The organism is Streptomyces blastmyceticus (assembly GCF_039521185.1).
Taxonomy (GTDB): Bacteria; Actinomycetota; Actinomycetes; order Streptomycetales; family Streptomycetaceae; genus Streptomyces; species Streptomyces blastmyceticus.
Map to the genome: position 1 here is coordinate 270,595 of NZ_BAAABW010000026.1, position 25,895 is coordinate 296,489.

Genomic DNA, 25,895 nt, shown 5'->3' on the forward strand with positions numbered 1-25,895 from the left:
TTACCAGTCAGTATGGCGGCATGGGGTTTCAGCGCGGTTTCAGCACACACGCACACCGGTCCACGGGGGTTTTATGAACAGACAGCAGACACGGTCACCTAGTACCGTCGCCCGCAGTGACCTATCGGAACAGCAACGCGGCGCGCGTTCCCGGTGAGGGTCTCTTCGTCCCAGAAAATTCAGCCGAGGGAAGATCGCACATGGTTCATCGGAAACGCACGATGAAACTCGGGGCCATAATCGACGGCCCCGGCTCGCACATCGCCGCCTGGCGGCACCCGTCCACTCCGACGGCCGCCCAGCTCGACTTCGCCTTCCACCTGGAGTGTGTCCGCACGCTCGAACGGGGCAGGTTCGACTGTCTCTTCGTGCCGGACGTGGTGGCCGTCTGGGGCACCGACGTCCAGCACATCAGCCAGACCGCGCGCAACGAGCACTTCGAGCCGCTGAGCCTGCTGGCCGCCTACGCCGCCGGGACCGAGCACATCGGGCTCGCCTCGACTGCCACCACCACCTACAACGAGCCGTACGACATCGCCCGCAGGTTCACCTCCCTCGACCGCATCAGCGGTGGCCGGGCCGGGTGGAACGTCGTCACCTCCGCCGCACCCTGGGAGTCGCGCAACTTCGGCTTCCCCGAGCACATGGAGCACGACCGGCGCTACGTGCGCGCCGAGGAGTTCATCGGCGTGACCAAGCGGCTGTGGGCGGGCGGCGAGGCGGGGCGGCGGCCGGCGGACCGCGGCGAGTTCTTCGACGTCCAGGGCCCGCTGAACCTGCCGGCCTCCCCTCAGGGAAGTCCCGTGATCTTCCAGGCGGGAGCCTCGCCCGTGGGCCGGGAGTTCGCCGCGCGGCACGCCGAGGTGATCTTCACCCGGCACACGCGGCTGGCCGACGGCCAGGAGACGTACGCCGACCTGAAGCGACGCGTCGCCGCGCACGGCAGGGACCCGGAGATGGTCCAGATCTGGCCCGGCGTCCAGCCCCTCGTGGCCAGTACCGAGCGGGAGGCGCGCCGGCTCATCGACGAGCTGCACGAGCTCGTACCCGACATCGTCGCCGTCCGGGCGCTCCAGGAGCAGCTGGGCGACCTGGACCTGACGCGGTATCCGCTCGACGGCCCGGTCCCCGACATCCCGGCGTCGAACCGCTCGTCCAGCACGGCGAAGATGTGGATGTCGCTGGCACACCGCGAGAATCTGACACTTCGTCAACTCGCGCTGCGGCAGGTCGCCGACTTCTTCGCCGGTACGCCGGAACAGGTGGCGGACCACATGGAGCGCGGGTTCACCGAGCGCGCGGCCGACGGCTACATCGTGGACTTCCCCCACCTCCCCGCGTCCCTCGACGCCTTCGTCGACCACGTCGTGCCGGAGCTGCGCCGACGCGGGCTGGTGCACGACGAGTACGCCGACGGCACCCTGCGCGAGAAGTTGGGGCTGGCCGCTCCTTCCTCGGACGGTGCGACGACGACCGACACGATGACGCTCAAGGCAGGTGCCGCATGACTCAACGCGATGGCCGTATCACCCTGTTCACCCGGCTGATCACCGCCCCCGACGGCGGTTCGCGGGATCTCGGCACCGGCTCGTTCGCGCGGGTCCGCGACCGGGCCCGGGAGGCGGAGGCCGCCGGGATCGACGCGCTGCTGCTCCACGACCGTCAGTCGGCCGCGCCCGACCCGGCCGACGACCCGTACTTCGAGGCCGGCACCCTCGCCGGTGCCCTCGCGGTCTGCACGCGCTCCGTGGGGCTCGTGGCCTCCGTATCCACGGAACACGCGCTCCCCTACCACCTGGCCCGGCTCCTGGCCACGGTCGACCACCTCGGCTCCGGGCGCGCGGGCTGGCAGCCGCTCACCGCCGCCGACCCGGACGCGGCGGCCAACTACAGCCGCGCGGGCGGCCCGTCGGCGGCGGCGCGGCGCTCGCGTGCCGCGGAGTTCGTCACCGTGCTGACCGGTCTGTGGGACAGCTTCGACGACGACGCCTTCCGCAGGGACCGGGAATCGGGTGTGTACTTCACCCCCGAGAAACTGCACACGCTCGACCACAAGGGCGAGCACTTCGAGGTGGCCGGACCGCTGAACATCGCCCGCCCGCCACAGGGTCACCCCCTGCTGGTCCACCACGCGGCGGACGCCGACGACATCGCGCTCGCCGCCCGCGTCGCCGATGTCGTCCTCGTCCCGGCGCAGGGCAGCCAGGACCCCGCCCGGGTCCGGGAAGCGGTGCGCGAGCAGGCCCGGGCGGCCGGGCGCGACGCCGACGGCATCGCCGTCCTGCTCGACTGGCCGGTCGACGGCGACCCGGGCGCGGCCGCCCGGCTGCGGGCACTGTTCGACGCGGGCGCCGCGGACGGCTTCACCCTGCTCGCCCCCACCGGCTCCGCGGAAGCGGCACACGACGCCGTCCTGGCCCTCGCGACCGAGGTGCGCGAACACGGCCACGACCTGCCGACCGCCCCCGACGGAGCCACCCTGCGCGACCGACTGGGCCTGCCGCGGCCCGCGGGGCGCTACCAGGCGGCCTGAGCACGTCACGGGCCGCCGCCGTTCGCCCTGTCCGCCCGTCCGGCTTCCGGTCGGGGCGGACGGCGGCGTGCGCGGAACACACGGTGGGTCGCTTATATGACGTCAACCCACTCGTCCGAGTGAAGTGCCCGCGCGACCCCTGGTGAACGTTGACACGTTGCGCTGTCCTGGAATCGACCTTCTCCGGACTCGGTTCCCCGTCGGAGAGAAGCCACCCACAGGCGGCACGAGTTGCCCGGTTCTCGCACCCGATCGGCTGCCCGGGCGATCGCTGGAAGCCTCCGCCATTTTTGTCGACTTTCTTTTCCATGCGTCCTGTCACGCCCCCATAAAAGTTGGATGCGTCCGGCAACCAACCCATCGGGAAGGAAAGAAAGATGAGCAGAAGCAGGCTCACCACGACCGCGTCGGCCCTGGCGCTGACCGTGTCGGGGTTCCTGGCCGCCGCTGCCGGCACGGCTCACGCAGGGGCCTACGACGACATCAACATGCAGAAGCAGGAGAAGACCCAGTGGTGCTGGGACGCCTCCGGCAACACGATCGCGAGTTGGTGGGGCTACAACTACAGCCAGACCGACTTCTGCAACCTCGCCCACAACGCGACCGGAGTCAGCTGCGACAACCAGCCGGCCACGCTCGGGGACATGGCAGGCGCCTGGCAGGGCATGGGATTCGGCAACACCGGGGTGGGAGTGAACGGCCCGCTGTCGTTCAACGAGACCTCCAACGAGGTCAACGCCGGCCGGCCCATGGCCGTGCGCATCGGGTGGACGTCCGGTGGTGGCCACATGAATGTCGTCTACGGCTACGACGAGTCGAACAACACCATCGCCGTCGGTGACCCGTGGCCGGACACCCAGACCTACACCTGGTGGAACTACAACGACTACGTCAGCAACAGCTCGTTCAAGTGGACCCACAGTCGCGAGCGGATCCAGGGCTGAGGAGGCATCATGCGTGACAACTTCAGCACGCGGGGAACCACCGTCCTCTCCCGCCTTTCCCTCGGCCTGGCGGTGAGCGCGTCGGCGCTGCTGACCGCGCTCACCGGACCGGCCCACGCCGCCGACGGCCCCCTCGACATCCCCGACTACCAGGCCGCCCTGGACACGGTGAAGTCGACGGCCGTCCACGACTCGATCTGCCGGTTCCTCAGCGTTCCGGTGCCGCACGGCGGCGCCCACGGGGCCCAGACGATCCCCGCCAAGGCCGACCCGTGCCAGGGCCTGCCGTCCTTCACCGTCAAGGACCCGGTCGCACTGTTCGAGGTCGCCCCGGACTTCGTCGCGGGCAAGGCCAAACCGGTACTCACCGAAGCCCTCCGGCTCACCTACGCGGTGTCTTCGGTCAGCGCCGACAACGGTCGCAGCGCCACCGTCATGCTGGGCGCCACCCAGGGCGGCGGATGGCACCTGGCCGCCGTGCGCGAAGGCGACAGTGACGCCACCTACCCGGCCAAGGCGGCCCTGGGCACCACCGTGTTCTCGGAACCGCAGATCCACGCCTGGTACCAGCTGAAGCTCGACACCGTCGAACCCCTCAACGACGCCGCCAAGACCGGTCTCGGCGGCAAGTCGTCGGCCTCCCTGGCCGACTACCAGACCCTGGTGAAGGGCCGCTACGCCGACAAGCAGCCGGGCTCGGACTACGACACGAAGGGCCTCTCCAGCGGCTTCCACGCCGCCCCGGCCCCTCGCTCCCCGGCCCCGGCCAGGGCCCCGCTGATCATCGGCGGCTCGGGCGCGGCGCTCGCGCTCGTCGGCGGCGCCGTCGCCTTCCGCCGCCGCAGGCGCGCCGCCGGGACCGGCTGACGCCCGCCGCTCCTTCGCCCCGGGCCCGGAGCGCACAGCCAGGTCCGGGGCGAAGCCCGTCGTATGCGAGCACAGCCCGCCGCTCGGCCGCGCCGGGAACTCTCCACCCCCTTTCGAACGTCCGCTGAGAGAGACGTGTCCGTGCCGAAAGGCGCCGGCGAAGGGCGGGTATCCCTGTGAGTACCGAATCCGGGAATCAGCGTGAGCCGTGGGACGACGTGGTCCTCGACGAGTCCTTCGTGCGCGACGCCGAGGTCTCCGAGCCCTCCGCGCGGGCCCGGATCCTGGCCGCGCGGTGGCGGCGCGAGGCGCCCGAGCCCCAGCCGTGGCGCGCCGACGAGCCTCCGGCGGGCTGGTTCTGGAGCAAGGCCCGCAGGCGGCGCCGGCGCCGTTCCTGACCGGGTCCGGCGTATGACCGCGCCGCTCGTCAGCTCACGGCGTTGTACCGCTGCAGGTATCCGGAGAAGCGCTCGAGGTCCTCGTCGCCCCACTCCGTGAAGCGCTCCTCGAACGTCGCCCGGCGCTGCTGGTGCGCCTCGTCCAGGAGCCGCAGGCCGTCCTCGGACGGCCGCAGGATCTGGCCCCGGCGGTCGTCGGGGTCCGGCTCGCGGACGATCAGGCCGAGCCGTTCCAGCACGGCGGTCTGCCTGCTGACGGTGGACTTGTCGAGCAGGAAGTGCTCGGCCAGATCCGTGCCGCGGCAGCCGCCGGTCTCCCTCATGTGGTCGAGCATCGTGTAGGTCACCAGGGAGAGCCCGGGGTGGATCCGGGCGGCCTTCTGGCGGGCCCGGCGGGCGAACGCGGTGAGCTCCCGCTGGATGGTGCTGATGGTCACATCGCGGTCGGGCATACATCCTCCTCGGCATTTGGTTGCATAATACATCTGACATTGGTTGTATTTGCCAACCGAACACAGAGGAGTCCGCCCATGACCGCAGCCACACCCGGGACGCGCCACCACATCAAGCACGTCACCCTCCACCTCCTGACCCCGCTGCTGATGTGCCTCGGCATGGGCCTCGCCTACCTCGGCGCGTTCCACGCACCCGAGCCGCACGGCATGAAGGTCGCCGTCGTCGGCAGCTCGGCGAAGGCGGACACGCTCGCCCGGACCCTCAAGGCCACGGCCGGCGACGCCCTGGACGTCACCACCGTCGCGGACCGCAAGGCCGCCGTCGCGCGCCTGGAGGACCGCGACCTGGCCGGTGCCTACGTCCCGGACGCCGCGCACCCCGAGGCGCTGGTGGCCAAGGCCAACTCCGAGACCACGGCGGTGGCGGCCACGACCGTCTTCCGCACCGTCGCGGACCGGCAGGGCGTACCGCTGACGGTCACCGACCTCACCCCGCCCGCCAAGGGCGACCCGACCGGGCAGGGGCTCTTCTTCCTGCTGGTCGCGCTGAGCATCGGCTCGTACGGCAGCGTGGCCGCGATCGGGGCGACCGGCGCGGCCCTCAAGCTGTGGACCCGGGCGGCGATCGGCCTCGCGACCTCGGTCGTGGTGAGCGTCATCGGCATCGCGCTCGCCGGACCGGTCTTCCACATCGTCGACCACGACTACGCGACGGTCTGGGGCATGGCCTGGCTCTACTCCGCGGGCGTGATCACCATCGGCATCGGCCTGCACACGTTCCTCAAGCGCTGGACGACGCTGGCGCTGATGGTGCTGTTCGTGATGCTCAACTTCACCTCGTCGGGCGGCGTCTTCCGGCCCGAGCTCCAGAACGGGTTCTTCGGCTCGCTGCACGCCTTCTGGAACGGCGCGGGCTTCGTCGAGGGCGCCCGCAGCCTGCTCTACTTCGACGGTGGCGCCGGGTTCGACGGCCGCATCCTGTCCCTGGCGCTCTGGCTGGCCGGCGGCGCGGCGCTGCTCGCGGCGGCGGGCGCGGCCGAGAGGCGACGCGCACGGCGGATCTCCTCGGCCTCCCCGGCCATTGCTTGACATCCTGAAACATTGGTATTTACATCGAAGCATGTGCTTGAGGTCATCAAGCACATGCTGCCGAGCCCATCCGGCGAGGCACCCCGCACCCACGATCGAGGCACCATGCGCCACCCCGCTCCCGAGCAGCCCGCCGACGTCGTCGCACGGCTGCGCGCCACCTTCCGCACCGGCCGCACCAAGCCCGTCGACTGGCGCACCACTCAGCTGCGCCGCCTGCGCACGATGCTCACCGAGCACGGCGCGACCCTCGCCACCGCCCTCCACGAGGACCTGGGCAAGAGCGCGTACGAGGCCTACCGCACCGAGATCGACTTCACGATCCGCGAGATCGACCACACCCTCGACCACCTCGACGCGTGGCTGCGGCCCGAACCGGCCCCGGTTCCGCCGCACCTCGGCGAGGCGACGGCCTGGACGCAGTACGACCCGCTGGGCGTCGTCCTGGTCATCGCCCCCTGGAACTACCCGGCGCAGCTGCTGCTCGCCCCCGTGGTGGGCGCGCTGGCCGCGGGCAACGCCGTCGTGGCCAAGCCCAGCGAGCTGGCCCCGGCCACCTCCGCCGCCCTCGCGCGCCTCCTGCCCGAGTATCTCGACCCCGAGGCGGTCGCCGTCGTGGTCGGCGGCATCCCGGAGACCACGGCGCTGCTGGACGAGCGGTTCGACCACATCTTCTACACCGGCAACGGCGCCGTCGGCCGCATCGTCATGACGGCGGCGGCCAGGCACCTCACCCCGGTCACCCTCGAACTGGGCGGCAAATCCCCGGTGTTCGTCGACAGGGACACCGACCTGGAGACCGTCGCGGCGCGGCTCGCGGCCGGCAAGTTCCTCAACGCCGGGCAGACGTGCGTCGCGCCCGACTACGTCCTCACCGACCCGGAGACGGCCCGCGCGCTGGAGCCCGCCCTGGTGCGGGCCGTCGAGGCGCTGTACGGCTCCGACCCGGCGACGTCCGACACGTACGGGCGGATCATCAACGAGCGCCACTTCGACCGGCTGACGGCCCTGCTCGGCTCCGGCCGCGTGGTGACCGGCGGCGACACCGACCGTGCCACGAAGTACATCGCCCCGACCGTCCTCGCCTCGGTCGAGCCGGACGCGCCGGTCATGCGGGAGGAGATCTTCGGGCCCATCCTCCCCGTCGTCACGGTCGCCGGGCTGGACGAGGCCATCGACTTCATCAACGACCGCGACAAGCCGCTGGCGCTCTACGCCTTCACGGAGTCCGGCACGACCCGGCGGCGGCTGGCGGCCGAGACCTCCTCCGGAGGGCTCGGATTCGGCCTGCCGCTGGCCCATCTCACGGTCTCCGACCTGCCGTTCGGCGGTGTCGGCGAGAGCGGCATGGGCAACTACCACGGCCGCTACTCCATCGAGACGTTCAGCCACCGCAAGGCGGTGCTCGAGAAGCCGCTGGCCTGAGCCGCGGAATCACCGGCCGACATGGCAGTGGCCGCACCCGGGATGTCGGGTGCGGCCACTGCCACGTTCACCGGCCGGCGCCGGTCACACGCGCGGCGATGTGCCGAGCAGTGCCTGTGCCGCCTCGAGCGGGGTGGCTGCGACGGCGGGGGCGGGCGGCGTGAGGGAACGGCAGGTGAAACCCAGGCGGGTGAGCGCCCTGGTCACCTCGGCGGCGGTGAAGTCGCGCCGGTCCTGCCTGGTGATCACTTCCCCCACCTGCTTGACGGGGTAGGTGCGGCGGCCGATGATCACGGACGCGTCCGTGACGGGTTCGGGCTTGATGCCCTTCATCGAGAGCTCGACCTCACTCTTGACCAGGTCGAAGGGGAAGCGGGCGATGACGCAACGCATGGTGCCTCAACAGGGGTTGTGGGGAAGCCGGAGACGGAGATGGCCGATCGGGGGGCTCAGGCGGCACTGCGGGGCGAGGACCGGCGCTGCGCGCCGCCGCCCCGCTCCTGGGAGGACGAGCGGCGGGCCTGGGCGGGGCGGCTGCGCTTGCCCCGGGCCGAGGACGCGCCGCGCTTCGCGCGCTCCACCACCGGCGCGGTGACGGTGACGGGAACGCCCGAGGGCGCCTGGGCGCCCGTGATACGGCTCAGTTCGGCCTCACCGGAACGCACCTGGGTGGTCTGCGGGGTGATGCCTGCGTCTGCCATCAGACGGACCATGTCGCGGCGCTGGTTGGGCAGGACCAGGGTGACGACGACCCCGGACTCGCCCGCGCGGGCCGTGCGGCCGCCGCGGTGCAGGTAGTCCTTGTGGTCGGTGGGCGGATCGACGTTCACGACGAGGTCGAGGTTGTCCACGTGGATGCCGCGGGCCGCGACGTTGGTGGCCACCAGCGTCGTGACGTGCCCGGTCTTGAACTGGGCGAGCGTACGGGTGCGCTGGGGCTGCGACTTGCCGCCGTGCAGCGCCGCGGCGCGCACGCCGCTGTGCAGCAGGTGCTTGGTGAGCTGGTCCACGGCGTGCTTGGTGTCCAGGAACATGATCACCCGGCCGTCGCGGGCGGCGATCTCGGTGGTGGTCGCGTACTTGTCGGCACCGTGGACGTGCAGCACGTGGTGCTCCATCGTGGTGACCGCGCCCGCCGAGGGGTCGACCGAGTGGACCACCGGGTCGTGCAGGTAGCGACGGACCAGGAGGTCGACGTTGCGGTCCAGGGTGGCGGAGAAGAGCATCCGCTGGCCCTCGGGGCGCACCTGGTCGAGCAGTTCCGTCACCTGGGGCATGAAGCCCATGTCGGCCATCTGGTCGGCCTCGTCCAGGACGGTGATGCCGACGCGGTCCAGACGGCAGTCACCGCGCTCGATGAGGTCCTTGAGCCGGCCCGGGGTCGCGACGACCACCTCGGCGCCGCCGCGCAGCGCACCGGCCTGGCGGCCGATCGACATGCCGCCGACCACGGTCGCCAGCCGCAGCTTCAGCGACCGGGCGTAGGGGGTGAGCGCGTCGGTGACCTGCTGGGCCAGCTCCCGGGTGGGGACGAGGACCAGGACGAGCGGCTGCCGCGGCTCGGCACGCTGCCCGGCGGTACGGGCGAGCAGCGCCAGGCCGAACGCGAGGGTCTTGCCGGAGCCGGTGCGGCCGCGGCCCAGGACGTCCCGCCCGGCCAGCGAGTTCGGCAGGGTCGCGGCCTGGATCGGGAACGGCTCGACCACGTCGAGACCGGCGAGCGTCGACAGCAGCGCGGACGGCATGTCCAATTCGTCGAACGCCGAGACGGCGGGCAGGGCCGGGGTGATGGTCACCGGCGGCGCGAACTCCCCTTGCAGCGCGGCGGGGCGGCGCTTGGCGGCACCGCCTCCGGACCGGCCCTGGGCCTGCGCGCGGAAGCCACGGCCGGAACCGGCGGATCCGCCCTTACGGGCGCGGGGGGAGCGGTCGTTCGTGCGAGCTGTGCGGTTCATTCAGAACCTTCCTCGATGCGGCACGTATCGAGGAATTTCCGGCGGCGGTGCGCCGCGCAGAGGATCTCAAGAACGAGCCGGGAAAAACGAAGCGAATCCCGGCCACGGAAAATCGGTCACGGCCGGAACAGCGAAATGATGCCGCGGCTGAAATCCTTTGCGGCACCGGGACGGACCCGGAAAAGCAACGAGCTGGGGCCCGCACCCAAGGTGCGGGCCCCAGCTGTGTCAAACGCCTCGGCGTCAGGCGGGGGTGATGTTCTCCGCCTGCGGGCCCTTCTGGCCCTGCGTGACGTCGAAGTTCACCTTCTGGCCCTCCTGGAGCTCGCGGAAGCCCTGGGTGGCGATGTTCGAGTAGTGGGCGAAGACGTCGGGACCGCCGCCCTCCTGCTCGATGAAGCCGAAGCCCTTTTCAGCGTTGAACCACTTCACGGTGCCAGTAGCCATGTAACTCTCCTTCGGGGCAGTGCCCGAGGGGTGCACGGTGCGCCCCTCTCGTCGCGGTGATGATCGCCCCGGCCGGAAAGCAACCGGAAACACGAAAGTGCACTTTTCGGCACAGCAAGGCCGAAAAGAGCACTTGAAGTTCTTAGGAAACCACAACTGCAACCGGAATCAACAGTAGCACGGTACGTACAGATGGGCACGGAAAAAATATCTCCCGGCCCGCCGCCCCATAAATCCTTGGCCTGCGTTGCCGATTTTCCGCACCGCGACAAGCCACCCGAAAGTGGACCGTCGAACAGGCGTGAGACCGCCCCTTGCCCGGAGCGCAAGGCAACCCATGGCCGGATGTGACAGAGACCCGTCATTGCGGTCATGCCACCGCGCGGCAACGATGGAGACATGCCCCTCACCCACCGTGTCGTCATCGCGGTCTTCCCCGATGTCGATCTCCTCGACGTCACCGGCCCGGCCGAGGTCTTCGCGCTGGCCAACCGGGAGACCGGTGGCGCGGCGGGCTACCGGGTCCGCCTGGCGGGCCCGGCGCGGGGCGAGGTGGTCACGTCGGCCGGTGTCCGGCTGATCGCCGACCTGTCCTTCGGCGAGGTCGGCGCGGCGGTGGACACCTTGCTGGTCCCCGGCGCGGTGGACCTCGGCCCGGACGGCCCGGTGGCCCGGATCGACCACGACGTCGTGGACTGGGTGCGGGCCACCGCCCCGTACGCACGGCGGGTGGCGTCGGTGTGCGTGGGCGCGCACCTGCTGGCCGCGGCCGGGCTGCTCGACGGGCGGACGGCGACCACCCACTGGTCGACGGCGGCCCAGCTCGCGGCCGAGCACCCGCGGGTCACGGTGGACCCGGATCCGATCTTCGTCCGCTCGGGGCGGGTGTGGACCGGGGCCGGGATCAGCGCCTGCATGGACCTCGCGCTGGCCCTGGTGGCCGAGGACCACGGCGAGGACCTCGCGCTGACGGTGGCCCGGCAGCTGGTGATGTACCTCAAACGCCAGGGCGGCCAGAGCCAGTTCAGCGTCCCGCTCAGCCGCCCCGCCGCCTCGCGGCGGGACATCGACGACCTGCGGCTGTACATCGCCGAGCACCCGGACGCCGACCTGTCCGCGGCCGCGCTGGCCGCGCGGGTGAGCCTGAGCGAGCGGCATTTCGCGCGGGTCTTCCGCAAGGAGACCGGCACCACTGCGGCCGACTACGTCGAGGCGGTCCGGGTGGAGGCCGCCCGCCGCCTGCTGGAGGGCACCGACCAACCGCTGGAGCGGGTCGCGAAGGCCAGCGGCCTGCGCTCCGTGGAGACGCTGCACCGGGCCTTCCGCAAACAGATCGGCACAACCCCGGCGGCCTACCGCCGCGGTTTCCGCACCACCGCCTGAACCAATCTCTCTCCCCGGCAGGCGAGCGCCGCCGCGCGGCTTCGCCATGCCCGCATCCCTCTCGGAAAGGAAATTCTCTGATGACCGCTTCCACGACCCTGCGCGACGTGATCGGCCTCGACGGCCGGCTGCCCCGCCTGGCCGATGCGACCCTGATCATGATCGACTTCCAGAACACCTACCGCACCGGCGTGATGGAGCTGGACGGCGCCGAGGCGGCTCTCACCGCCGCCGCCCGTCTGCTCGCCGCGGCCCGCGCCGCGGGCACTCCCGTGGTCCACATCGTCAACGACGGCGGCGAGGGCACCCCTTACGACATCCGCGCCCGGATCGGGGCCGTCTGCGACGAGGTCGCCCCCGCCGAGGGCGAGCGCGTCGTGGTCAAGCGCTTCCCCGACTCCTTCCACGACACCGTGCTGGAGGAGACCCTGCGGGAACTCGGCGCCGGGCCGGACCTGGTCCTGGCCGGCTTCATGACCCACATGTGCGTCACCTTCACCGCCCAGGGCGCCTTCAACCTCGGCTACCGCCCCACCGTCGTCGCCGAGGCCACCGCCACCCGCTCGCTCGTCGCCCCCGACGGCACCCTCCTGCCCGCCGCCGCGCTCCAGGCGGCGAGCCTGACGACCGTCACGGACCTGTTCGGCACCGTGGCCCCCACGGTGAACGACCTGGTCCGCGGCTGACGATCCGTGTCGTCAGGCCGCCGGGGCCGCTGCCGCCGGGTGAACACCGGCGGCAGCAGCCCTGTTTGTCACTGCGCCATCTCGTACGCGCCGGCCAGCGCCTCGACGCGCTCCCAGACGCGCGCCGAGCGGGCGTCGTCGACGACCGGGCGGCGGACCGCGCCCAGCGCCCAACCCTGCTGCTCCGCGGTGGCGGAGTCCTTGCCGTACAGCTCCACGGCGTGCGCGGAGAAGTCACGGACGAGGACGGCGAACAGCTCGTCGAGCACGTCCTCCTCGAGTCCCGTCAGGCGCGCCTGCTCCAGGATCAGCTGGCCGTGCACGACGAGCGCGAACAGCTGGCCGACGGCGAGCAGGAGGTCGAGGTCGCGGCTCTGCCTCTCGTCGGGGGCAGCGGTGGTGACGAACTCGCACAGCGCGTCCGCCTGCTCGCGGAACCGGCCGACGTTGGGCACGGCGGCGTACGCGTCGTAGGCGGTGCGCCAGTCGTGGAAGCGTACGGACCCCAGGCCGCGGGCCGGTCCCTGCCGGAAGAGGAACGCGTCGTCGGCCGCGTCGAGGCGGGTCGGCACCGGCGCGTACTCGGCGGGGTCCAGCAGGTGGTTGCGCATGAACTTGAGGATCAGCGCGAGGTTGACGTGGACCGTGCCCTCCAGCTTCGGCAGGCCGCGGATCTCGGTGGCGGCCTGGGCGAAGTAGGTGTCCTTCTCGAAGCCCTTGGCCGCGATGACGTCCCACATCAGGTCGATGACCTTCTCGCCCTCCGTGGTCACCTTCATCTTCGTCATGGGGTTGAAGAGGAGGTAGCGGCGGTCGTCGGGACCGGCGGAGCGGAAGTAGTCGACGGCGCGGTCGCTGAACAGCTTCATCCCGACGAGGCGGACGTACGCGTCGGTCAGCTCGCGGCGCACGTGCGGGAAGGCGGTGACGGGGCGGCCGTAGAGGATGCGGTTGTGCGCGTGGGTGACGGCTTCGTACATCGCGTGCTCGCAGATGCCGATCGAGGCCGTGCAGAGGTTGAACTTGCCGACGTTGACGGTGTTGAGGGCGGCGTCGAAGGCGGCGCGGCCGGTGTGCAGGACGTCGTCCGGACCGACCGGGTAGTTCTCCAGGCGGAACTCACTGACGTACTTCGAGGAGTCCACGACGTTCTTCACCAGGTGGTACGCCGGGTGGCGGCTGTCGGCGGCGAAGAAGACATAGCCCTCGGGGCCCTCGACGTCGGTGCGGCGGCCGAAGACCGAGACGAGCCCGGCGGCGTTGCCGTTGCCTATGTAGTACTTGGAACCGCTGGCCCGGAAGCCGCCGTTGCCGTCGGGCTCCAGCAGCATGTCGGTGGAGTAGATGTCGGCGCCGTGGCTCTTCTCGGACAGGCCGAAGGCGAACACCTCGCCCTGGGCGAGGAGTTCCGCCGCGCGGGCGCGGGCGGCGGCGTTGTCGCTCTGCCAGACCGGGCCGAGGCCGAGGATGGTGACCTGCCACGCGTACCAGTAGTCGAGCCCGTAGAAGCCGAAGATCTCGTTGAGCGCGGCGATCCGGGCGGTGTCCCAGCGCTTGTCCTGCTGCCCGTCGGCTGCGGCGGCCGGGGTGAGGAAGGTCGCGAAGAGCCCCTCCTTCTGCGAGAACGCGAGGAAGTCCGCCAGCCAGGTGCGGGAGCGGTAGTCCTCGATCAGCTTGCGCTTGCCGCGCTCCTCGAACCAGTCGACGGTGGCGCGCAGCAGCCTGCGCGTCTCGGGGTCGAAGTGCGCCGGGTCGTAGGTGCGCGGGTTGAACAGAAGCTGGTCGGCCATGGATGTTCGCCTTTCCGGCTTGACGGTCGAAGGTGGCGGTGGACGTTGTGGGGATCAGCGCTCGGAACGGATCCGGTGCAGGGTGGCGAGCACGTCGTCGAGCCAGGCGAGCGTCATCCGTTCGTACGCGATGCCGCCGCGCAGCACGACGTGCTGCAGCTCCCGCCCGGCGTCGGGCGTCCGGTGGGCCTCGGCCCCGGTGAAGTCGCGCAGCTCGCCCGCGAGGTAGTGCGCGAGCCGGTCGGTGTGCGCGCGGTGGTGTCGTTCGACCTCGCGGATCAGCGCGGCCGGGTCGTCGAAGGCCGCGCCGCGGATCTTCACGGCGAGGTCGTGGCGGACGCTCTCGGGTTCGATCGGCTCGTGCAGCCACTGGGACAGTGCTTCCCGGCCGGGGGAGGCGACGGAGTACTCCTTCTTGTCCGGCCGGCCCTGCTGCGGCACCTCGCGGACGTCGAGCCGGCCGTCGGCCTCCATCCGCTTGAGGACGCGGTAGATCTGCTGATGGGTGGCGGTCCAGAAATAGCCGATGGACCGTTCGAACCGCCGGGCCAGCTCATAGCCGGAGCCCGGCTTCTCCAGCAGGGAGACGAGGATCGCGTGCTCGAGCGCCATACCCCGAATCCTGCTATGCAACTCGTTTCATATACAAGTGGCACCACCCGGGTGAGACACGGCTCACCCGGGCCGGGGCCGCGCCGCCCGCCGACTCGCCGCGGCCTCCGGTGCCTCTGCCGCATCCCCTCTCCCGGTGTCATCCTTGACGCATCTGCGGGACGTCTGCGGGGACAGCCCGCGGGAAGGGGCCCACCGTGCTTCGCGTCGCAGTCGTCGGGTCGGGACCGAGCGGGGTCTACACCGCCCAGGCGCTGGTGCAGCAACAGGACGTCCCCGGAGTGACGGTGGACGTCCTGGACCGGCTGCCCTGTCCGTACGGGCTGGTGCGCTACGGGGTGGCGCCCGACCACGAGAAGATCAAGTCGCTCCAGAGCACGCTGCGCACGGCCCTGGAGCACCCGGCCATCGCCTTCCTGGGCAACGTCCCGGTCGGTGACGGGCCGGGCGGCCTGACGCCGCGTCGGCTTCTGGAGCTCTATCACGCGGTGGTCTACTGCGTCGGTGCCGCGACCGACCGCAGGCTCGGCATTCCGGGCGAGGATCTGCCCGGCAGCTTCTCGGCCACGGAGTTCGTCTCCTGGTACAGCGCCCACCCGGATGCCGCGCCCGGCGGCTTCGGCCTCGGCGCGCGCTCCGCGGTCGTCATCGGGGTCGGCAATGTGGCGGTCGACGTGGCCCGGGTGCTGGCGCGCGGCGCCGACGAGCTTCGGCCCACCGACGTACCGGACACCGCCCTGGCCGCGCTCGCCGACAGCCGCGTGCGGGACGTCCACATGGTGGGCCGGCGCGGGCCCTCCCAGGCGAAGTTCACCACCAAGGAGCTGCGCGAGCTGGGGGCGCTGCCGGGCGCCGAGGCTCTCGTGCGGTCCGACGAGGCGGCGCTGGATCCCGCGTGGGCGGACCCGTCCGGCCTGCCGTCGGCCGTCCGGCGCAACGTCGACGTCCTGCGGGGCTGGGGAGAGGCGCCGCTGCTGGGGCGTGCGCGCCGGATCCACCTGCGGTTCTTCCTGCGCCCGGTCGCGCTGCTCGGGGACGGCGCGGTGCGCGCGGTGCGCTTCGAGAGGACCGCGCCGGACGGGCGTGGCGGCGTGGCGGGCACGGGCCGGTTCGAGGAGATCGAGGCGCAGTTGGTGCTGCGGTCGGTGGGTTACCGAGGGGTGCCGATCGCGGGGCTGCCCTTCGACGGCGAGCGCGGGACCGTGCCGCACGCGCAGGGCAGGGTGCTGCGCGACGGGGCCCCGTCGCCCGGTGAGTACGTCGCGGGGTGGATCAAGCGCGGGCCGACCGGGGTGATCGGCACCAATCGTTCGTGCGCCAAGGAGACGGTCGGCTCGCTGCTGGCCGACGCCGAGGCGCTGAGGGCGCGCCGTCCCGTCGAGGACGCGCGTTCCGCTCTGCGCGCGACGGTCCGGGAGTTGGTGGAGTGGCCGGGCTGGCTCGGGATCGAGGCGGCCGAGTCCGCGCTCGGCCGCCGGCTCGGCCGCGGTCCGGTGAAGATCCCGGACTGGGACGGGCTGCTGGCCGCGGCCCGCGCCCGCGGCTGAGCGTCCCGGCGTCCGCGCGGCTCAGCCGTTCGCGAGCCGGTCCGCCTGGTGGGCGGCCGACGCGAGGAGGGCGTCGAGCAGCCCGGGGAAGAGGGCTTCGAGGTCGTCGCGGCGCAGGGCGCTCATCTTCGCGGTGCCGCGGTAGATCTGGCGGATCACGCCGCTCTCCCGCAGCACGCGGAAGTGGTGCGTGGTGGTGGACTTGCTGACCGGCAGCTCGAACACCGAACAGGACAGCTCGTCCTCGGCGTCGGCGAGGCTGCGGAAGATCCTCAGCCGTACGGGGTCGGAGAGTGCGTGCAGCACGCTTTCCAGACGGATCTCGTCCCGTTCGGGGTGCTCGAGCGAACGGCCTGTGGACGGGGGCCGGGTCTGCGTCTGCACGGCTGCTCCTTCAGGTCGGCAAAGGCTTCGGAGGGCCCGCGAAGGCGCCACCGTGAGCCGGTGTACGAGATCCATCGTACTTCGACACCGCCCCTAGTACGAGAGGCATCGTACGAGCTTCGGCTCGCGACAGAGCCCGCCCGGGTGCGGTGACCACCCAAACCGGCCCACCCGATCGATGAGCCGTACAAATGTTTCCTTTTTTCGCGCAACCGTACATGCGTGCCGATCATCTCTAGAAGTGTGGCGGGGGGTGCTGTCGACCGGTTCGGACGACGCGGCCGTGGCCCGCCGCTCGCTCTGCTGATAAGAGAAAGGTCGACTCACGTGCACGTCGGATCGGGCCGTCGCTCCGTCCTGTTGGCATCCGCCCTCATGGGTTCCCTGGTGCTCAGCGCCTGCTCCGGGGGGTCCGGCGGCTCCGGCGCCGATGCCGGGTCCGAGGCCCGGATCACCGTCACCCCGGCCGAGGGCAAGGAGGTGCAGCTCGGCTCTCCCATATCGGTGAAGGCCGACGGCGGACGGCTGACCGGTGTGGAGGTCAAGGACGACAAGGGGCACAAGGTCGCGGGGCAGCTGACCGCCGACGGCTCCTCCTGGACCTCGGAGGGCAAGGTCGGCCCGCAGACCACCTACACCGTGAACTCCACGGCGAAGGGCGGCAAGGACGGCAAGGGCAAGGAGTCCTCCTCGACCTCCACCTTCACCACGCAGCAGGCGCCGAAGGTCAACAAGCTCACCAACACGCCGGGCAACGGGCAGACCGTCGGCACGGGTATGCCGGTCTCGATCCTCTTCGACAATCCGGTGGACAAGAGCAAGCGCGCCGAGATCGAGAAGTCCCTGAAGGTCACCACGCAGCCGAAGGTGGAGGGCGCCTGGGGCTGGGTGAAGGACTGGTCGGGCCAGGACCGGATCGACTGGCGCCCCAAGGACTACTGGCCCTCCGGGACCAAGGTCTCCGTCAACGGCAACCTCTCCGGCATCGACTCCGGCGAGGGCGGCTGGTTCGCGAAGAACTACGAGTTCGGCTTCTCCATAGGCGCCGACCACAAGGCCGTCATCGACGTCCCCAGCCACACCCTCACGATGTACGAGAATGGCAAGCCCGTCGGGGACATCAAGGGCTCCGCGGGCTCCCCCGTGGACCCCACGCGCGGCGGTGTCCACACCGTACGCAGCAAGAACGCGGACGAGACCATGGACTCGTCCACCATCGGCCACGGCAACGAGTGGATGCTGGACTCGAAGTGGGTCACCCACCTGACCGCGTCCGGCACCTTCCTGCACTCGGCGCCCTGGAACCAGTCGGTCGGCGTGGAGAACAACAGCCACGGCTGCTTCGGCATGACCACCAGCGACGCCAAGCGGGTCTACGACTTCCTGCCCATAGGCTCGACCGTCGAGGTCAAGAACACCACCAGCACCAAGGTGACCGACGTCGGCAACGGCCTGGAGGTCTGGCAGGAGACGTGGGACCAGTGGCAGAAGCGCAGCGCGCTGAAGTAGCCGTCGCCCCGGGCCGTCCGTAGCCACACGGGAAGGGCCGGGGGCCGCGGGAGGAATGTCTCCCACGGCCCCGGCCCTTTCTTTATGGCCGTCAGGCCGCCCTGCCGTACTGGGCGGGCCGGCGCGGCGGGAGCCCCAGAGCGGCGGCGGCCTGCAGCGGCCAGTAGGGGTTGCGGAGCAGCTCGCGGCCGAGGAGCACCGCGTCCGCACGGCCCGAGGAGACGACCTCCTCCGCCTGGTGGGCGTCGGTGATCAGACCGACCGCGGCCACGGGCAGACCGGTCTCGTCATGCACCCTGGCGGCGAAGGGGACCTGGTAGCCGGGCGCGGTGGGAATGGTGGCGTCCGGCGCGTTGCCGCCGGTGGAGGTGTCGAGGAGGTCCACGCCGTGCGCGGCGAGCTCCTTCGCGAAGCGCACGGTGTCGTCGGCGGTCCAGCCCTCGCGCGCGTCCTGCGGGTTCTCCGTCAGCCAGTCCGTGGCGGAGATCCGGAAGAACAACGGCAGTTCCTCGGGCCACACGGCGCGCACCGCGTCCACGATCTCCAGCGCGAGACGGGTGCGGTTCTCGAAGGAGCCGCCGTACTCGTCGGTGCGGTGGTTGCTGTGCGGGGACAGGAACTCGTTGATGAGATAGCCGTGGGCGCCGTGGATCTCGACGACCTTGAATCCGGCCGCGAGCGCCCGCTGCGCGGCGGCGGCGAAGTCGCGGACCACGCGCCCGATGTCGTCGGTGGTCACCTCGTGCGGCGTGGGGTAGCCCTCCGCGAACGGCAGCGGGGAGGGGGCGACGGTCGTCCAGCCGTGCGCCTCCGGGCCGACGGGGCCGCCGCCGCGCCACGGGCGGTCGGTCGACGCCTTCCGCCCCGCGTGGGCGAGTTGGACACCCGGAACGGCACCGTTCGCCTCCAGGAAGGAGGTGATGCGCCGGAACGCCTCCACCTGCCGGTCGTTCCACAGCCCCAGGTCGACGGGCGAGATACGCCCCTCGGGGGAGACGGCCGTGGCCTCGGTGAGGATCAGCCCCACGCCGCCGACGGCACGGGCCGCCAGGTGGGCGAAGTGCCAGTCGGTCGGCACGCCCATGTCGGGGCCGTGGTCGGCCGCGCTGTACTGGCACATGGGCGCCATCCAGATCCGGTTGGGGATGGTCAGCGAGCGCAGGGTGAGGGGCTCGAAGAGGGCACTCATCAAAGACTCCGTTTCCGCCGGTGCAGCCGACGCGCTGCGACTGGTACGAGAAACACCGTACTACGAGAATCATCGAATTACGACACCCTTCGTACAAGGCTCCGCGATCGGCACCCGGCGGCGGGTCGCGCGTACGACGCCCACCCGTTCGGGGGACACCGGGCGCGGCCGGAACCCGTCCATGAGCCGGACGCGTTCGTACGGGCACACACTGAGCCAGTAGAGTGACGCCCCGTGGCTGCACGACCTTTGAATGAGATCGTCGAACCTGGCTGGGCCAAGGCACTGGAACCGGTGGCCGGGCGCATCGCCTCGATGGGCGACTTCCTGCGCGCCGAGATCGCCGCGGGCCGTACGTATCTGCCCTCCGGGGCGAATGTGCTGCGCGCTTTCCAGCAACCCTTCGACGACGTAAGGGTGCTGATCGTCGGTCAGGATCCCTATCCGACACCCGGCCATGCCGTGGGCCTGAGCTTCTCGGTCGCGCCCGAAGTGCGCCCGCTGCCCGGCAGCCTGGAGAACATATACCGCGAGATGCACACCGACCTGGGCCTGCCCCGCCCGTCCAACGGCGACCTCACGCCGTGGACCCGGCAGGGCGTCCTGCTGCTCAACAGGGCCCTGACCACCGCCCCGCGCAAGCCCGCCGCGCACCGGGGCAAGGGCTGGGAGGAGGTCACCGAGCAGGCGATCCGCGCGCTCGTCGCCCGTGGCGGCCCGCTGGTGGCGATCCTGTGGGGCCGTGACGCGCGCAATCTGCGGCCGCTGCTGGGCAGTGTGCCGTCCGTCGAGTCCGCGCACCCCTCCCCCATGTCGGCCGATCGCGGCTTCTTCGGTTCCCGGCCGTTCAGCCGGGCGAACGAGCTGCTGGCCCGCCAGGGGGCGGCCCCGGTGGACTGGCAGATTCCGTGACCCGGCCGGGCCGGTGACGGCGGCGGGCCACGTCCTGGGGGTCGACTCGGGCGGTTCGGGGATCCGGGTCGCCCTGGCTCCCGCGGACGGCACGGGCTCGCCGCTGACCTGGACCTCCCCGGCCCCGGCGGGGGTCGACGCCCGACGCCTCCTCGACCTCGTCCTGCCCGCCGCCGGGGACCTGCTCGCCCGCGCCGGTGCGCAGCGCTGCGAGGCCGTCTGCGTGGGCGCCGCCGGAATGGCCGCCCTGGGGGCCGGCCTCCGTGCCGCACTGCCCGACGCCCTGCGCGAGGCCCTCGGCGTGCGCCGCCTGGCGCTCGCCTCGGACGCGGTCACCGCGTACGCGGGCGCCCTCGGGCAGCGTCCGGGGGCCGTGGTGGCCGCGGGCACCGGATTGATCGCGCTCGGCACCGACCTGACCCCGCAGGGCGGTTGGCGCCGCGCGGACGGCTGGGGCCATCTGCTCGGCGACAGCGGCAGCGGCGCGTGGATCGGCCGCGCCGGACTCGAAGCGGCGCTGCGCGCGCACGACGGGCGGGCCGGTGGGTCGGGCGCCTTGCTGGCCCGGGCGACCGCGGTCTTCGGCCCGGCAGCGGATCTGCCCGCCGCGCTGTACCCCCGGCCGGACCGGCCCGCCGTCCTCGCCTCGTTCGCACCCGAGGTCGCGCGGTGCGCTCCAGCCGATCCCGTCGCCGCCCGGATCCTTCGCGAGGCGGCCCGGCACATCGCCGAGGCCGCCGCCGCGGTCTGCCCGCGCGACCGGCCGGATTCCGGCCGAATGGCCTGCCCACCGGCAGGAACAGCGGGGCCGCAGGCGACGGATGTGATGTATGAGGTCGCACTCACGGGCGGACTGTTTCGCATGGGTGACCCGCTGCTCGCACCACTGCACGAAGAATTGCAATCGCAACTGCCTCATGCGCAACTCGTCGACGCCGCGGGCACGCCGCTCGACGGCGCATTGCGCGTGGCAGGAGCCTTGGTGACGGACAGTCTGCGATTGCCGACGGACCCCGCGATGTTGCGTATCATTTGCTGAACGACTCTGCGTGGACCGTATGTCTGGACGAATAAATCCGGACAGACGGCGCTGAAACGCCCCCGCCCGAACGGTCCGGTGCGATGAACGGCTAACATGCGGCGCCATGAGCTCCCCCACAGGGCCCGCGCCTGGCCTGCCTGTACGAATGCCGCGTCCCCGCCAGCCCGGACGGCACCGGCGGCCGGAACCGGCGGCCGCGCCGACGGGCGCGCCGCCGCTCGTCCTCGCCGTACCGGGGACGCCCGACCTCGCCACCCGCCGGCTCGCCGAGGAGACCCTCAGCATCGCCCGCTCCGAGCTCCCCGGGCTCGACGCGCGCGTCGGCTATGTGGACGCCGACGGCAGCGACGTCGGTTACCCGTCGCTGGAGTCGGTCCTGGCCCACGCGTCCGCCCAGCGGGCCGCTCGCGCCGGCGAAGCCCAGGGCGGCCCCGAGGCGGACGGAGCCGATTCCTGGGACCGCTATCCCACGGCCGTGGCCGTGCCGCTGCTGGCGGGCCCGGACAGCGCGCTCCTGCGCCGCATACGCCAAGCGGTGATGAACAGCGGTTCCGTCACCGAGCTCACCGACACGCTGGGCCCCCACCCGCTGCTCGCCGAGGCCCTGCACGTGCGTCTCTCGGAGGCCGGGCTGGCCCGCGCCGACCGCGCACGCCTGTTCACAGTTGCAACTGCGGCGGACGGCATCATCCTGGCGACCGTCGGCGGCGAGGAGGCCGTACAGGCGGCTGGCATCACCGGCATGCTGCTGTCGGCACGCCTCGCCGTGCCCGTGCTGGCGGCGGCGCTGGACGAAGAGGGCGCCATCGCCCGGGCCGCGGAGCAGCTGCGCTCGTCCGGCTCCCGGAACCTGGCGCTCGCCCCGTGCATCGTCGGCCCCGAGGTGGCCGAGGGACTCGCGGCCGAGGCCGCGCGCGAGGTGTCCTGTGCCGCGGCCGAGCCGCTGGGCGCCTACCCGGCGATCGGCAAGCTGGCCCTGGCCAAGTACGCGGCCGTGCTGGGTCTGTCGACGCAGCCGTCGCTCCAGGGCGCACCGGTCCGCTGACGGCTCATCCCGTACGGATCCTCGAACGCATGTGCCCGGCAGGGCGAACGCTGCCGTCATGTGCCGCACACCCGGCGATACAGCCGTAGGAGATCGCAGCCGGAGCCGACCGGCGCCCGGAGAGGGGCTTCCCGCACCGCGGGAGCCCCTCCGGCCGTTTCAGGAGAAGATCACGCAGGACGCGGCGGGCACGGCGAGTGAGCCCGCGGGGCTCGGTATGCCCGTGTCGGGGTCGATCGTGAACCAGGTGACGTCGCCCGACCGCTCATTGGCGGCGTAGAGGTGGCGGCCCCCGGGGTGCAGGGTCAGGTCGCGCGGCCAGTGGCCGCCGCAGGGGGTGGAGGCGCGGATCCCGAGGATGTCGCCGGACGCGTCGAGGGCGAGGGTGGTGATGCTGTCGTGGCCACGGTTGGCAACCCACAGGAACCGCCCGTCGGCGGAGACGACGGCCTCCGACGGGTAGGTGGCGGCACCCGCGCCCGCACCCGTGCCCGTGCCCGGCAGGAGGACACGCGTCTCGCCGGTCGGCTCCAGGGAGCCTTCCGTCGCGTCCCAGCGGCATACGGTGACGGTCGGCTCCAGCTCGTTGACGACGTACGCCCGGTCGCCCCGCGGGTGGAAGACCAGGTGCCGGGGGCCGGTCCCGGGCCGGAGGCGCACCTCGCGGTGCGGGCGCGGCAGACCGGTCGCCGGGTCGAGTGCGTAGACCCACACGGAATCCGTGCCGAGGTCCACGGCGAGCAGCAGCCGCCCGGAGGGGTCGGGCACGACGGCGTGCGCGTGCGGACCCTGCTGCCGGTCGGCCAGCGGACCCGAGCCCCGGTGCGGCAGGACGGCGGACGGCATGCCGAGCGCTCCGCCCCTGCGGACCGGAAGGGCGCTGACGCTGCCCGAACCGTAGTTGGCGGTGAACAGGTGCGTGCCGGCGAAGACGAGGTGCGTGGGCGCCTCACCGCGCACGGGGACGGGCGCACCGAGCGGCTCGGGCCGGGCGGGGTCGGCCAGGGAGAAGGCGACGGCGGCGCCCTCGTCGGTCTCGCTCACCGCGTAGAGCACATCCGCCCCGGGCGAGAGTGCGAGGAAGGACGGGTTGGCGACGGCGTCGGCCGCGTGCACCGGTGTGAGCGCGCCCGTGCGGGCGTCGACCTCGGCGACCGTCAGGCCCGGCCCGCCCGCCTCCGTGAACGAGCCGACGTATGCGAACCGTCCCCGTCGGCTGTGCTGCTCGCTGCTGGTCACCGTGCCGCCCCTCCCCCACCGAACCACTCTGTGTGCCCGACGCTACACGGAGGCACCGACAAGCCCGAGGTCAGGCCTCTGCGGGCACCGGGTCTGGTCCGTTGGTCCTCCATGGCGCACTCCACACTCACAGCGCTATACCAATGGCACAGTTTTCACGCCTTCTCTTGAGCCATCAGGCCCCTGGATGCTTTGATGATCCTGTCGATGGCGCTGCGGATCTCGCGGCGCCTTTTTGTTTTGTGCGCAGAGGGAGCCGGAAGAGTTGCTGAAGAGGATGTTCGTCGCTCCGGACCCGGGTCGGCTGCGGCTGCGCATCTCGGCCCGCGCCGTCCTGGGCATCGGGTCGGCCGTGGCCGTCTCCGAGCTGGCCACGCACTCGCTCACCGCGGCCGTCGCCGGCGGCCTCGCCGCGCTGCTCGCACTCTTCACGGTCGCCGACACCGAGGTCCGCGGCCAGGCCGTCACCACCGCGCTGCTGCCCGTCGTGGGCTTCCCCGTGCTCGCCCTGGCGACGGTGCTGCACGGACACCCCCTGATGCGCGACGCCGCGTTCCTCGCCGTGGTGTGCGCCGGGGTGTACGCCCGCCGCTGGGGCCCGCGCGGTCACGCCCTGGGGACCTTCGGGTTCATGACCTTCTTCATGGCCCAGTTCCTGCACGCCGTTCCCGCGCAGCTCCCTCGGCTCTACGCGGCCGTGGCCCTGTCCGTGGCCGTCGCCGCTCTCGTCCGCTTCGGCTTGTGGTGCATCGAGCGTCGCACTCCCCCGCCCGCGGGGCCGGCTCCCCTGACGGCCCGCGGGCTCGCCCGCCCCACCACCCGTCAGGCGTTGCAGAACACTTTCGCCTGCGCGCTCGCCCTGGGCGTCGGACAGCTCGTCTCGGACGAGCGCTGGTACTGGGCGGTCGGCACCGCCTGGTGGATCTTCGTCAACACCGCCTCGCGGGGCGAGACCCTGGTCCGCGGCTTCCGACGCGTCGTCGGCACCCTGGCGGGCATCAGCATGGGACTGCTCGTCGCCGTGCCCCTGGGCGGCGCGCCCGCGCCCACCGCCGTGCTCGTCGCCGTCTGCGTCTTCGGAATCTTCTACACCGCCCCGCTGTCGTACAGCTGGATGATGTTCTTCGTCACCGTCATGGCCAGCCTGCTGTACGGGCTGCTGGGCGTGCTCCACCCCGGTCTGCTGGCGCTGCGCTTCGAGCAGACCCTCGTGGGCGCCTTCGGGGCCGCGATCGCCGTCGTCGTGATCCTGCCCATCACCACGCACGCTTCCACCGACGCCTGGATCCGGCGCGCTGTGCTGGCCGTACGCCACTGCACGGCGGAATCGGCGCGCCGGCTGGCCGGCGACGCCTCGGCCGACCCCACACCGCACGTCGCCGAGCTCGAACTCCTCCTCGCCAAGGTGCGCGCTTCCCTCGCGCCGCTGCTGCACCCGCTCAGCCCGCTCCGGGCCCGTAAGCAGCGCGCCCGGCAGGTCATGCTGTCCCTCGACGACTGCGTCCACCAGGCACGTGGCCTCGCGGCGGTGGCCGCCGATCCGGACGCGTCGCACGACGCCCGGCTGACCGCCGCCTGCCAGCGGGTCGAGACCGCGCTGCACGCTCTTCTGCCGGCGCCGGAGGCACCTGCCACCGCGGTCGAGTTCGGCGCCCCCGCGCCGCAGCACCACCCGGGCGCCGAGCGCGCCCTGGCGCATCTGCACGACCTGGAGAAGGCTCTCTCCGAATTGGCCGCGCCGGTGCTGAGCAGCCCGCGTTCACCGCTGGCCGGGGCGTGATCATCCGGCCCGGAATGTCCTGACCTCGATTGCACGGCCCGGCACTTGACGTCATGTGAGGCTGGGCCATTGGTACTGTTACCGGCCAGGAACTACGACCACAGGGAGGTCGTCGGCCGATGGCCGTGGACACGCTGGACGCGAAGATCCTGCGGCTGCTGCTGGAGCAGCCGCGTACGAGCGTGCGGGAGTACGCGCGCGTGCTGGGCATCGCGCGCGGCACGCTCCAGGCGCGGCTCGACCGGCTGGAGCGCGACGGCGTGATCACCGCCACCGGCCCGCGCCTGTCCCCCGCCGCGCTCGGCCACCCCATGCTGGCCTTCGTCCATATCGAGGTCACCCAGGGGCATCTGGACACGGTCGCCACCGCGCTCGTGGACGTACCGGAGATCGTCGAGGCGTTCTCGATAACCGGTGGGGGTGACCTGATGGCACGGGTCGTCGCACGGGACGCCGGGCATCTGGAGGACGTCATCCAGCGGCTGGTCCAGTTCCCGGGTGTCGTGCGCACACGCACGGAGGTCGTGCTGCGCGAGCGGGTGCCGTATCGCGTGGTGCCGCTGGTGGACGCGGTGGGGCGCGCGGCGGCGGATCGGCGAGGGTCGTAAACGGGCCGTCCCGGCGAAAGTCCGGCCCCGTTTCTCACCGTGAAGAAGTAGGTGCG

25 protein-coding genes are annotated in these 25,895 nt (G+C 71.8%); 16 read left to right on the forward strand and 9 right to left on the reverse strand.

Going from position 1 to position 25,895, the window contains the following annotated elements; all coding sequences use genetic code 11:
- Positions 1-200: 200 nt before the first annotated feature.
- From ABD269_RS23650 to ABD269_RS23670, 5 genes are all read left to right on the forward strand, one after another.
- A complete protein-coding gene (locus ABD269_RS23650; protein WP_301890973.1) occupies positions 201-1,508 on the forward strand; it encodes an NtaA/DmoA family FMN-dependent monooxygenase in 1,308 nt (435 codons plus the stop codon).
- Positions 1,505-2,533 carry an LLM class flavin-dependent oxidoreductase gene (locus ABD269_RS23655; protein WP_344120774.1) on the forward strand — a complete coding sequence of 343 codons (1,029 nt, stop codon included), beginning with the start codon at positions 1,505-1,507 and terminating at the stop codon, positions 2,531-2,533. The genes ABD269_RS23650 and ABD269_RS23655 overlap by 4 nt, the downstream gene beginning before the upstream one ends.
- A 377-nt stretch (positions 2,534-2,910) precedes the next feature.
- A complete protein-coding gene (locus ABD269_RS23660) occupies positions 2,911-3,477 on the forward strand; it encodes a papain-like cysteine protease family protein (RefSeq protein ID WP_301890975.1) in 567 nt (188 codons plus the stop codon).
- A 9-nt stretch (positions 3,478-3,486) separates the two neighbouring features.
- On the forward strand, positions 3,487-4,344 hold the full coding sequence (locus ABD269_RS23665; protein ID WP_344120777.1) for a hypothetical protein: 858 nt from the start codon (positions 3,487-3,489) through the stop codon (positions 4,342-4,344).
- Between the two features lie 176 nt (positions 4,345-4,520).
- On the forward strand, positions 4,521-4,742 hold the full coding sequence (locus ABD269_RS23670; RefSeq protein WP_240351639.1) for an SGM_3592 family protein: 222 nt from the start codon (positions 4,521-4,523) through the stop codon (positions 4,740-4,742).
- 29 nt (positions 4,743-4,771) lie between these two features.
- Here ABD269_RS23670 and ABD269_RS23675 read toward each other — a convergent pair whose 3' ends face one another.
- Positions 4,772-5,194 (reverse strand): MarR family winged helix-turn-helix transcriptional regulator, encoded by a 423-nt coding sequence (locus ABD269_RS23675; RefSeq protein WP_301890977.1) that lies wholly within the window; start codon positions 5,192-5,194, stop codon positions 4,772-4,774.
- A gap of 78 nt (positions 5,195-5,272) precedes the next feature.
- Between ABD269_RS23675 and ABD269_RS23680 the strand changes: the two genes are divergently transcribed.
- Positions 5,273-6,286, forward strand: a complete 1,014-nt coding sequence (locus ABD269_RS23680) for an ABC-2 transporter permease (RefSeq protein WP_344120779.1) — start codon at positions 5,273-5,275, stop codon at positions 6,284-6,286.
- 105 nt (positions 6,287-6,391) lie between these two features.
- On the forward strand, positions 6,392-7,711 hold the full coding sequence (locus ABD269_RS23685; protein ID WP_344120781.1) for an aldehyde dehydrogenase family protein: 1,320 nt from the start codon (positions 6,392-6,394) through the stop codon (positions 7,709-7,711).
- 84 nt (positions 7,712-7,795) lie between these two features.
- Here ABD269_RS23685 and ABD269_RS23690 read toward each other — a convergent pair whose 3' ends face one another.
- The 3 genes from ABD269_RS23690 to ABD269_RS23700 form a co-directional block, all read right to left on the reverse strand.
- Positions 7,796-8,104 carry an SCO5918 family protein gene (locus ABD269_RS23690; protein ID WP_301890979.1) on the reverse strand — a complete coding sequence of 103 codons (309 nt, stop codon included), beginning with the start codon at positions 8,102-8,104 and terminating at the stop codon, positions 7,796-7,798.
- 56 nt (positions 8,105-8,160) lie between these two features.
- Positions 8,161-9,666, reverse strand: a complete 1,506-nt coding sequence (locus tag ABD269_RS23695; protein WP_301890980.1) for a DEAD/DEAH box helicase — start codon at positions 9,664-9,666, stop codon at positions 8,161-8,163.
- Positions 9,667-9,909: 243 nt separating this feature from the next.
- Positions 9,910-10,113, reverse strand: coding sequence for a cold-shock protein (locus ABD269_RS23700; RefSeq protein ID WP_035796868.1), 204 nt, complete (start codon positions 10,111-10,113; stop codon positions 9,910-9,912).
- A gap of 399 nt (positions 10,114-10,512) precedes the next feature.
- Between ABD269_RS23700 and ABD269_RS23705 the strand changes: the two genes are divergently transcribed.
- Both ABD269_RS23705 and ABD269_RS23710 read left to right on the forward strand, forming a co-directional pair.
- Positions 10,513-11,496, forward strand: a complete 984-nt coding sequence (locus ABD269_RS23705; RefSeq protein WP_344120787.1) for a GlxA family transcriptional regulator — start codon at positions 10,513-10,515, stop codon at positions 11,494-11,496.
- Between the two features lie 80 nt (positions 11,497-11,576).
- Positions 11,577-12,182: an isochorismatase family protein gene (locus tag ABD269_RS23710; protein ID WP_344120789.1), complete on the forward strand. Its 606-nt coding sequence runs from the start codon at positions 11,577-11,579 to the stop codon at positions 12,180-12,182.
- Positions 12,183-12,250: 68 nt separating this feature from the next.
- On the opposite strand, the gene ABD269_RS23715 is transcribed toward ABD269_RS23710, so the two are convergent.
- The gene (locus ABD269_RS23715; protein WP_344120791.1) at positions 12,251-13,972 is read right to left on the reverse strand and encodes an acyl-CoA dehydrogenase family protein; all 1,722 of its coding nucleotides are present in this window, start codon (positions 13,970-13,972) and stop codon (positions 12,251-12,253) included.
- A 54-nt stretch (positions 13,973-14,026) separates the two neighbouring features.
- Positions 14,027-14,584, reverse strand: coding sequence for a PadR family transcriptional regulator (locus ABD269_RS23720; protein ID WP_344120793.1), 558 nt, complete (start codon positions 14,582-14,584; stop codon positions 14,027-14,029).
- A gap of 197 nt (positions 14,585-14,781) precedes the next feature.
- Here ABD269_RS23720 and ABD269_RS23725 point away from each other — a divergent pair, with 197 nt between their 5' ends.
- Positions 14,782-16,131, forward strand: coding sequence for an FAD-dependent oxidoreductase (locus tag ABD269_RS23725; RefSeq protein WP_344120795.1), 1,350 nt, complete (start codon positions 14,782-14,784; stop codon positions 16,129-16,131).
- 21 nt (positions 16,132-16,152) lie between these two features.
- Here the strand turns inward: ABD269_RS23725 and ABD269_RS23730 are convergent, their stop codons facing one another.
- Complete coding sequence (locus ABD269_RS23730; protein ID WP_301890986.1) at positions 16,153-16,515, reverse strand: ArsR/SmtB family transcription factor; 363 nt, start codon at positions 16,513-16,515, stop codon at positions 16,153-16,155.
- 375 nt (positions 16,516-16,890) lie between these two features.
- On the opposite strand from ABD269_RS23730, the gene ABD269_RS23735 reads away from it, so the two are divergent.
- Positions 16,891-18,024: a L,D-transpeptidase family protein gene (locus ABD269_RS23735; RefSeq protein ID WP_301890987.1), complete on the forward strand. Its 1,134-nt coding sequence runs from the start codon at positions 16,891-16,893 to the stop codon at positions 18,022-18,024.
- Between the two features lie 91 nt (positions 18,025-18,115).
- On the opposite strand, the gene ABD269_RS23740 is transcribed toward ABD269_RS23735, so the two are convergent.
- On the reverse strand, positions 18,116-19,213 hold the full coding sequence (locus tag ABD269_RS23740; protein WP_344120798.1) for an NADH:flavin oxidoreductase/NADH oxidase: 1,098 nt from the start codon (positions 19,211-19,213) through the stop codon (positions 18,116-18,118).
- A 234-nt stretch (positions 19,214-19,447) separates the two neighbouring features.
- Between ABD269_RS23740 and ABD269_RS23745 the strand changes: the two genes are divergently transcribed.
- From ABD269_RS23745 to ABD269_RS23755, 3 genes are all read left to right on the forward strand, one after another.
- Positions 19,448-20,125, forward strand: a complete 678-nt coding sequence (locus ABD269_RS23745; protein WP_301890989.1) for a uracil-DNA glycosylase — start codon at positions 19,448-19,450, stop codon at positions 20,123-20,125.
- A 13-nt stretch (positions 20,126-20,138) separates the two neighbouring features.
- Complete coding sequence (locus tag ABD269_RS23750; RefSeq protein ID WP_344120801.1) at positions 20,139-21,164, forward strand: N-acetylglucosamine kinase; 1,026 nt, start codon at positions 20,139-20,141, stop codon at positions 21,162-21,164.
- A 106-nt stretch (positions 21,165-21,270) separates the two neighbouring features.
- Positions 21,271-22,212: a sirohydrochlorin chelatase gene (locus ABD269_RS23755; RefSeq protein WP_301890991.1), complete on the forward strand. Its 942-nt coding sequence runs from the start codon at positions 21,271-21,273 to the stop codon at positions 22,210-22,212.
- A 159-nt stretch (positions 22,213-22,371) separates the two neighbouring features.
- Here the strand turns inward: ABD269_RS23755 and ABD269_RS23760 are convergent, their stop codons facing one another.
- Positions 22,372-23,451 carry a lactonase family protein gene (locus ABD269_RS23760; RefSeq protein ID WP_344120804.1) on the reverse strand — a complete coding sequence of 360 codons (1,080 nt, stop codon included), beginning with the start codon at positions 23,449-23,451 and terminating at the stop codon, positions 22,372-22,374.
- Positions 23,452-23,728: 277 nt separating this feature from the next.
- On the opposite strand from ABD269_RS23760, the gene ABD269_RS23765 reads away from it, so the two are divergent.
- Both ABD269_RS23765 and ABD269_RS23770 read left to right on the forward strand, forming a co-directional pair.
- Positions 23,729-25,231, forward strand: coding sequence for an FUSC family protein (locus ABD269_RS23765; protein WP_344122025.1), 1,503 nt, complete (start codon positions 23,729-23,731; stop codon positions 25,229-25,231).
- A 119-nt stretch (positions 25,232-25,350) separates the two neighbouring features.
- On the forward strand, positions 25,351-25,839 hold the full coding sequence (locus tag ABD269_RS23770) for an Lrp/AsnC family transcriptional regulator (protein WP_301890993.1): 489 nt from the start codon (positions 25,351-25,353) through the stop codon (positions 25,837-25,839).
- The last annotated feature ends 56 nt before the right edge of the window (positions 25,840-25,895 follow it).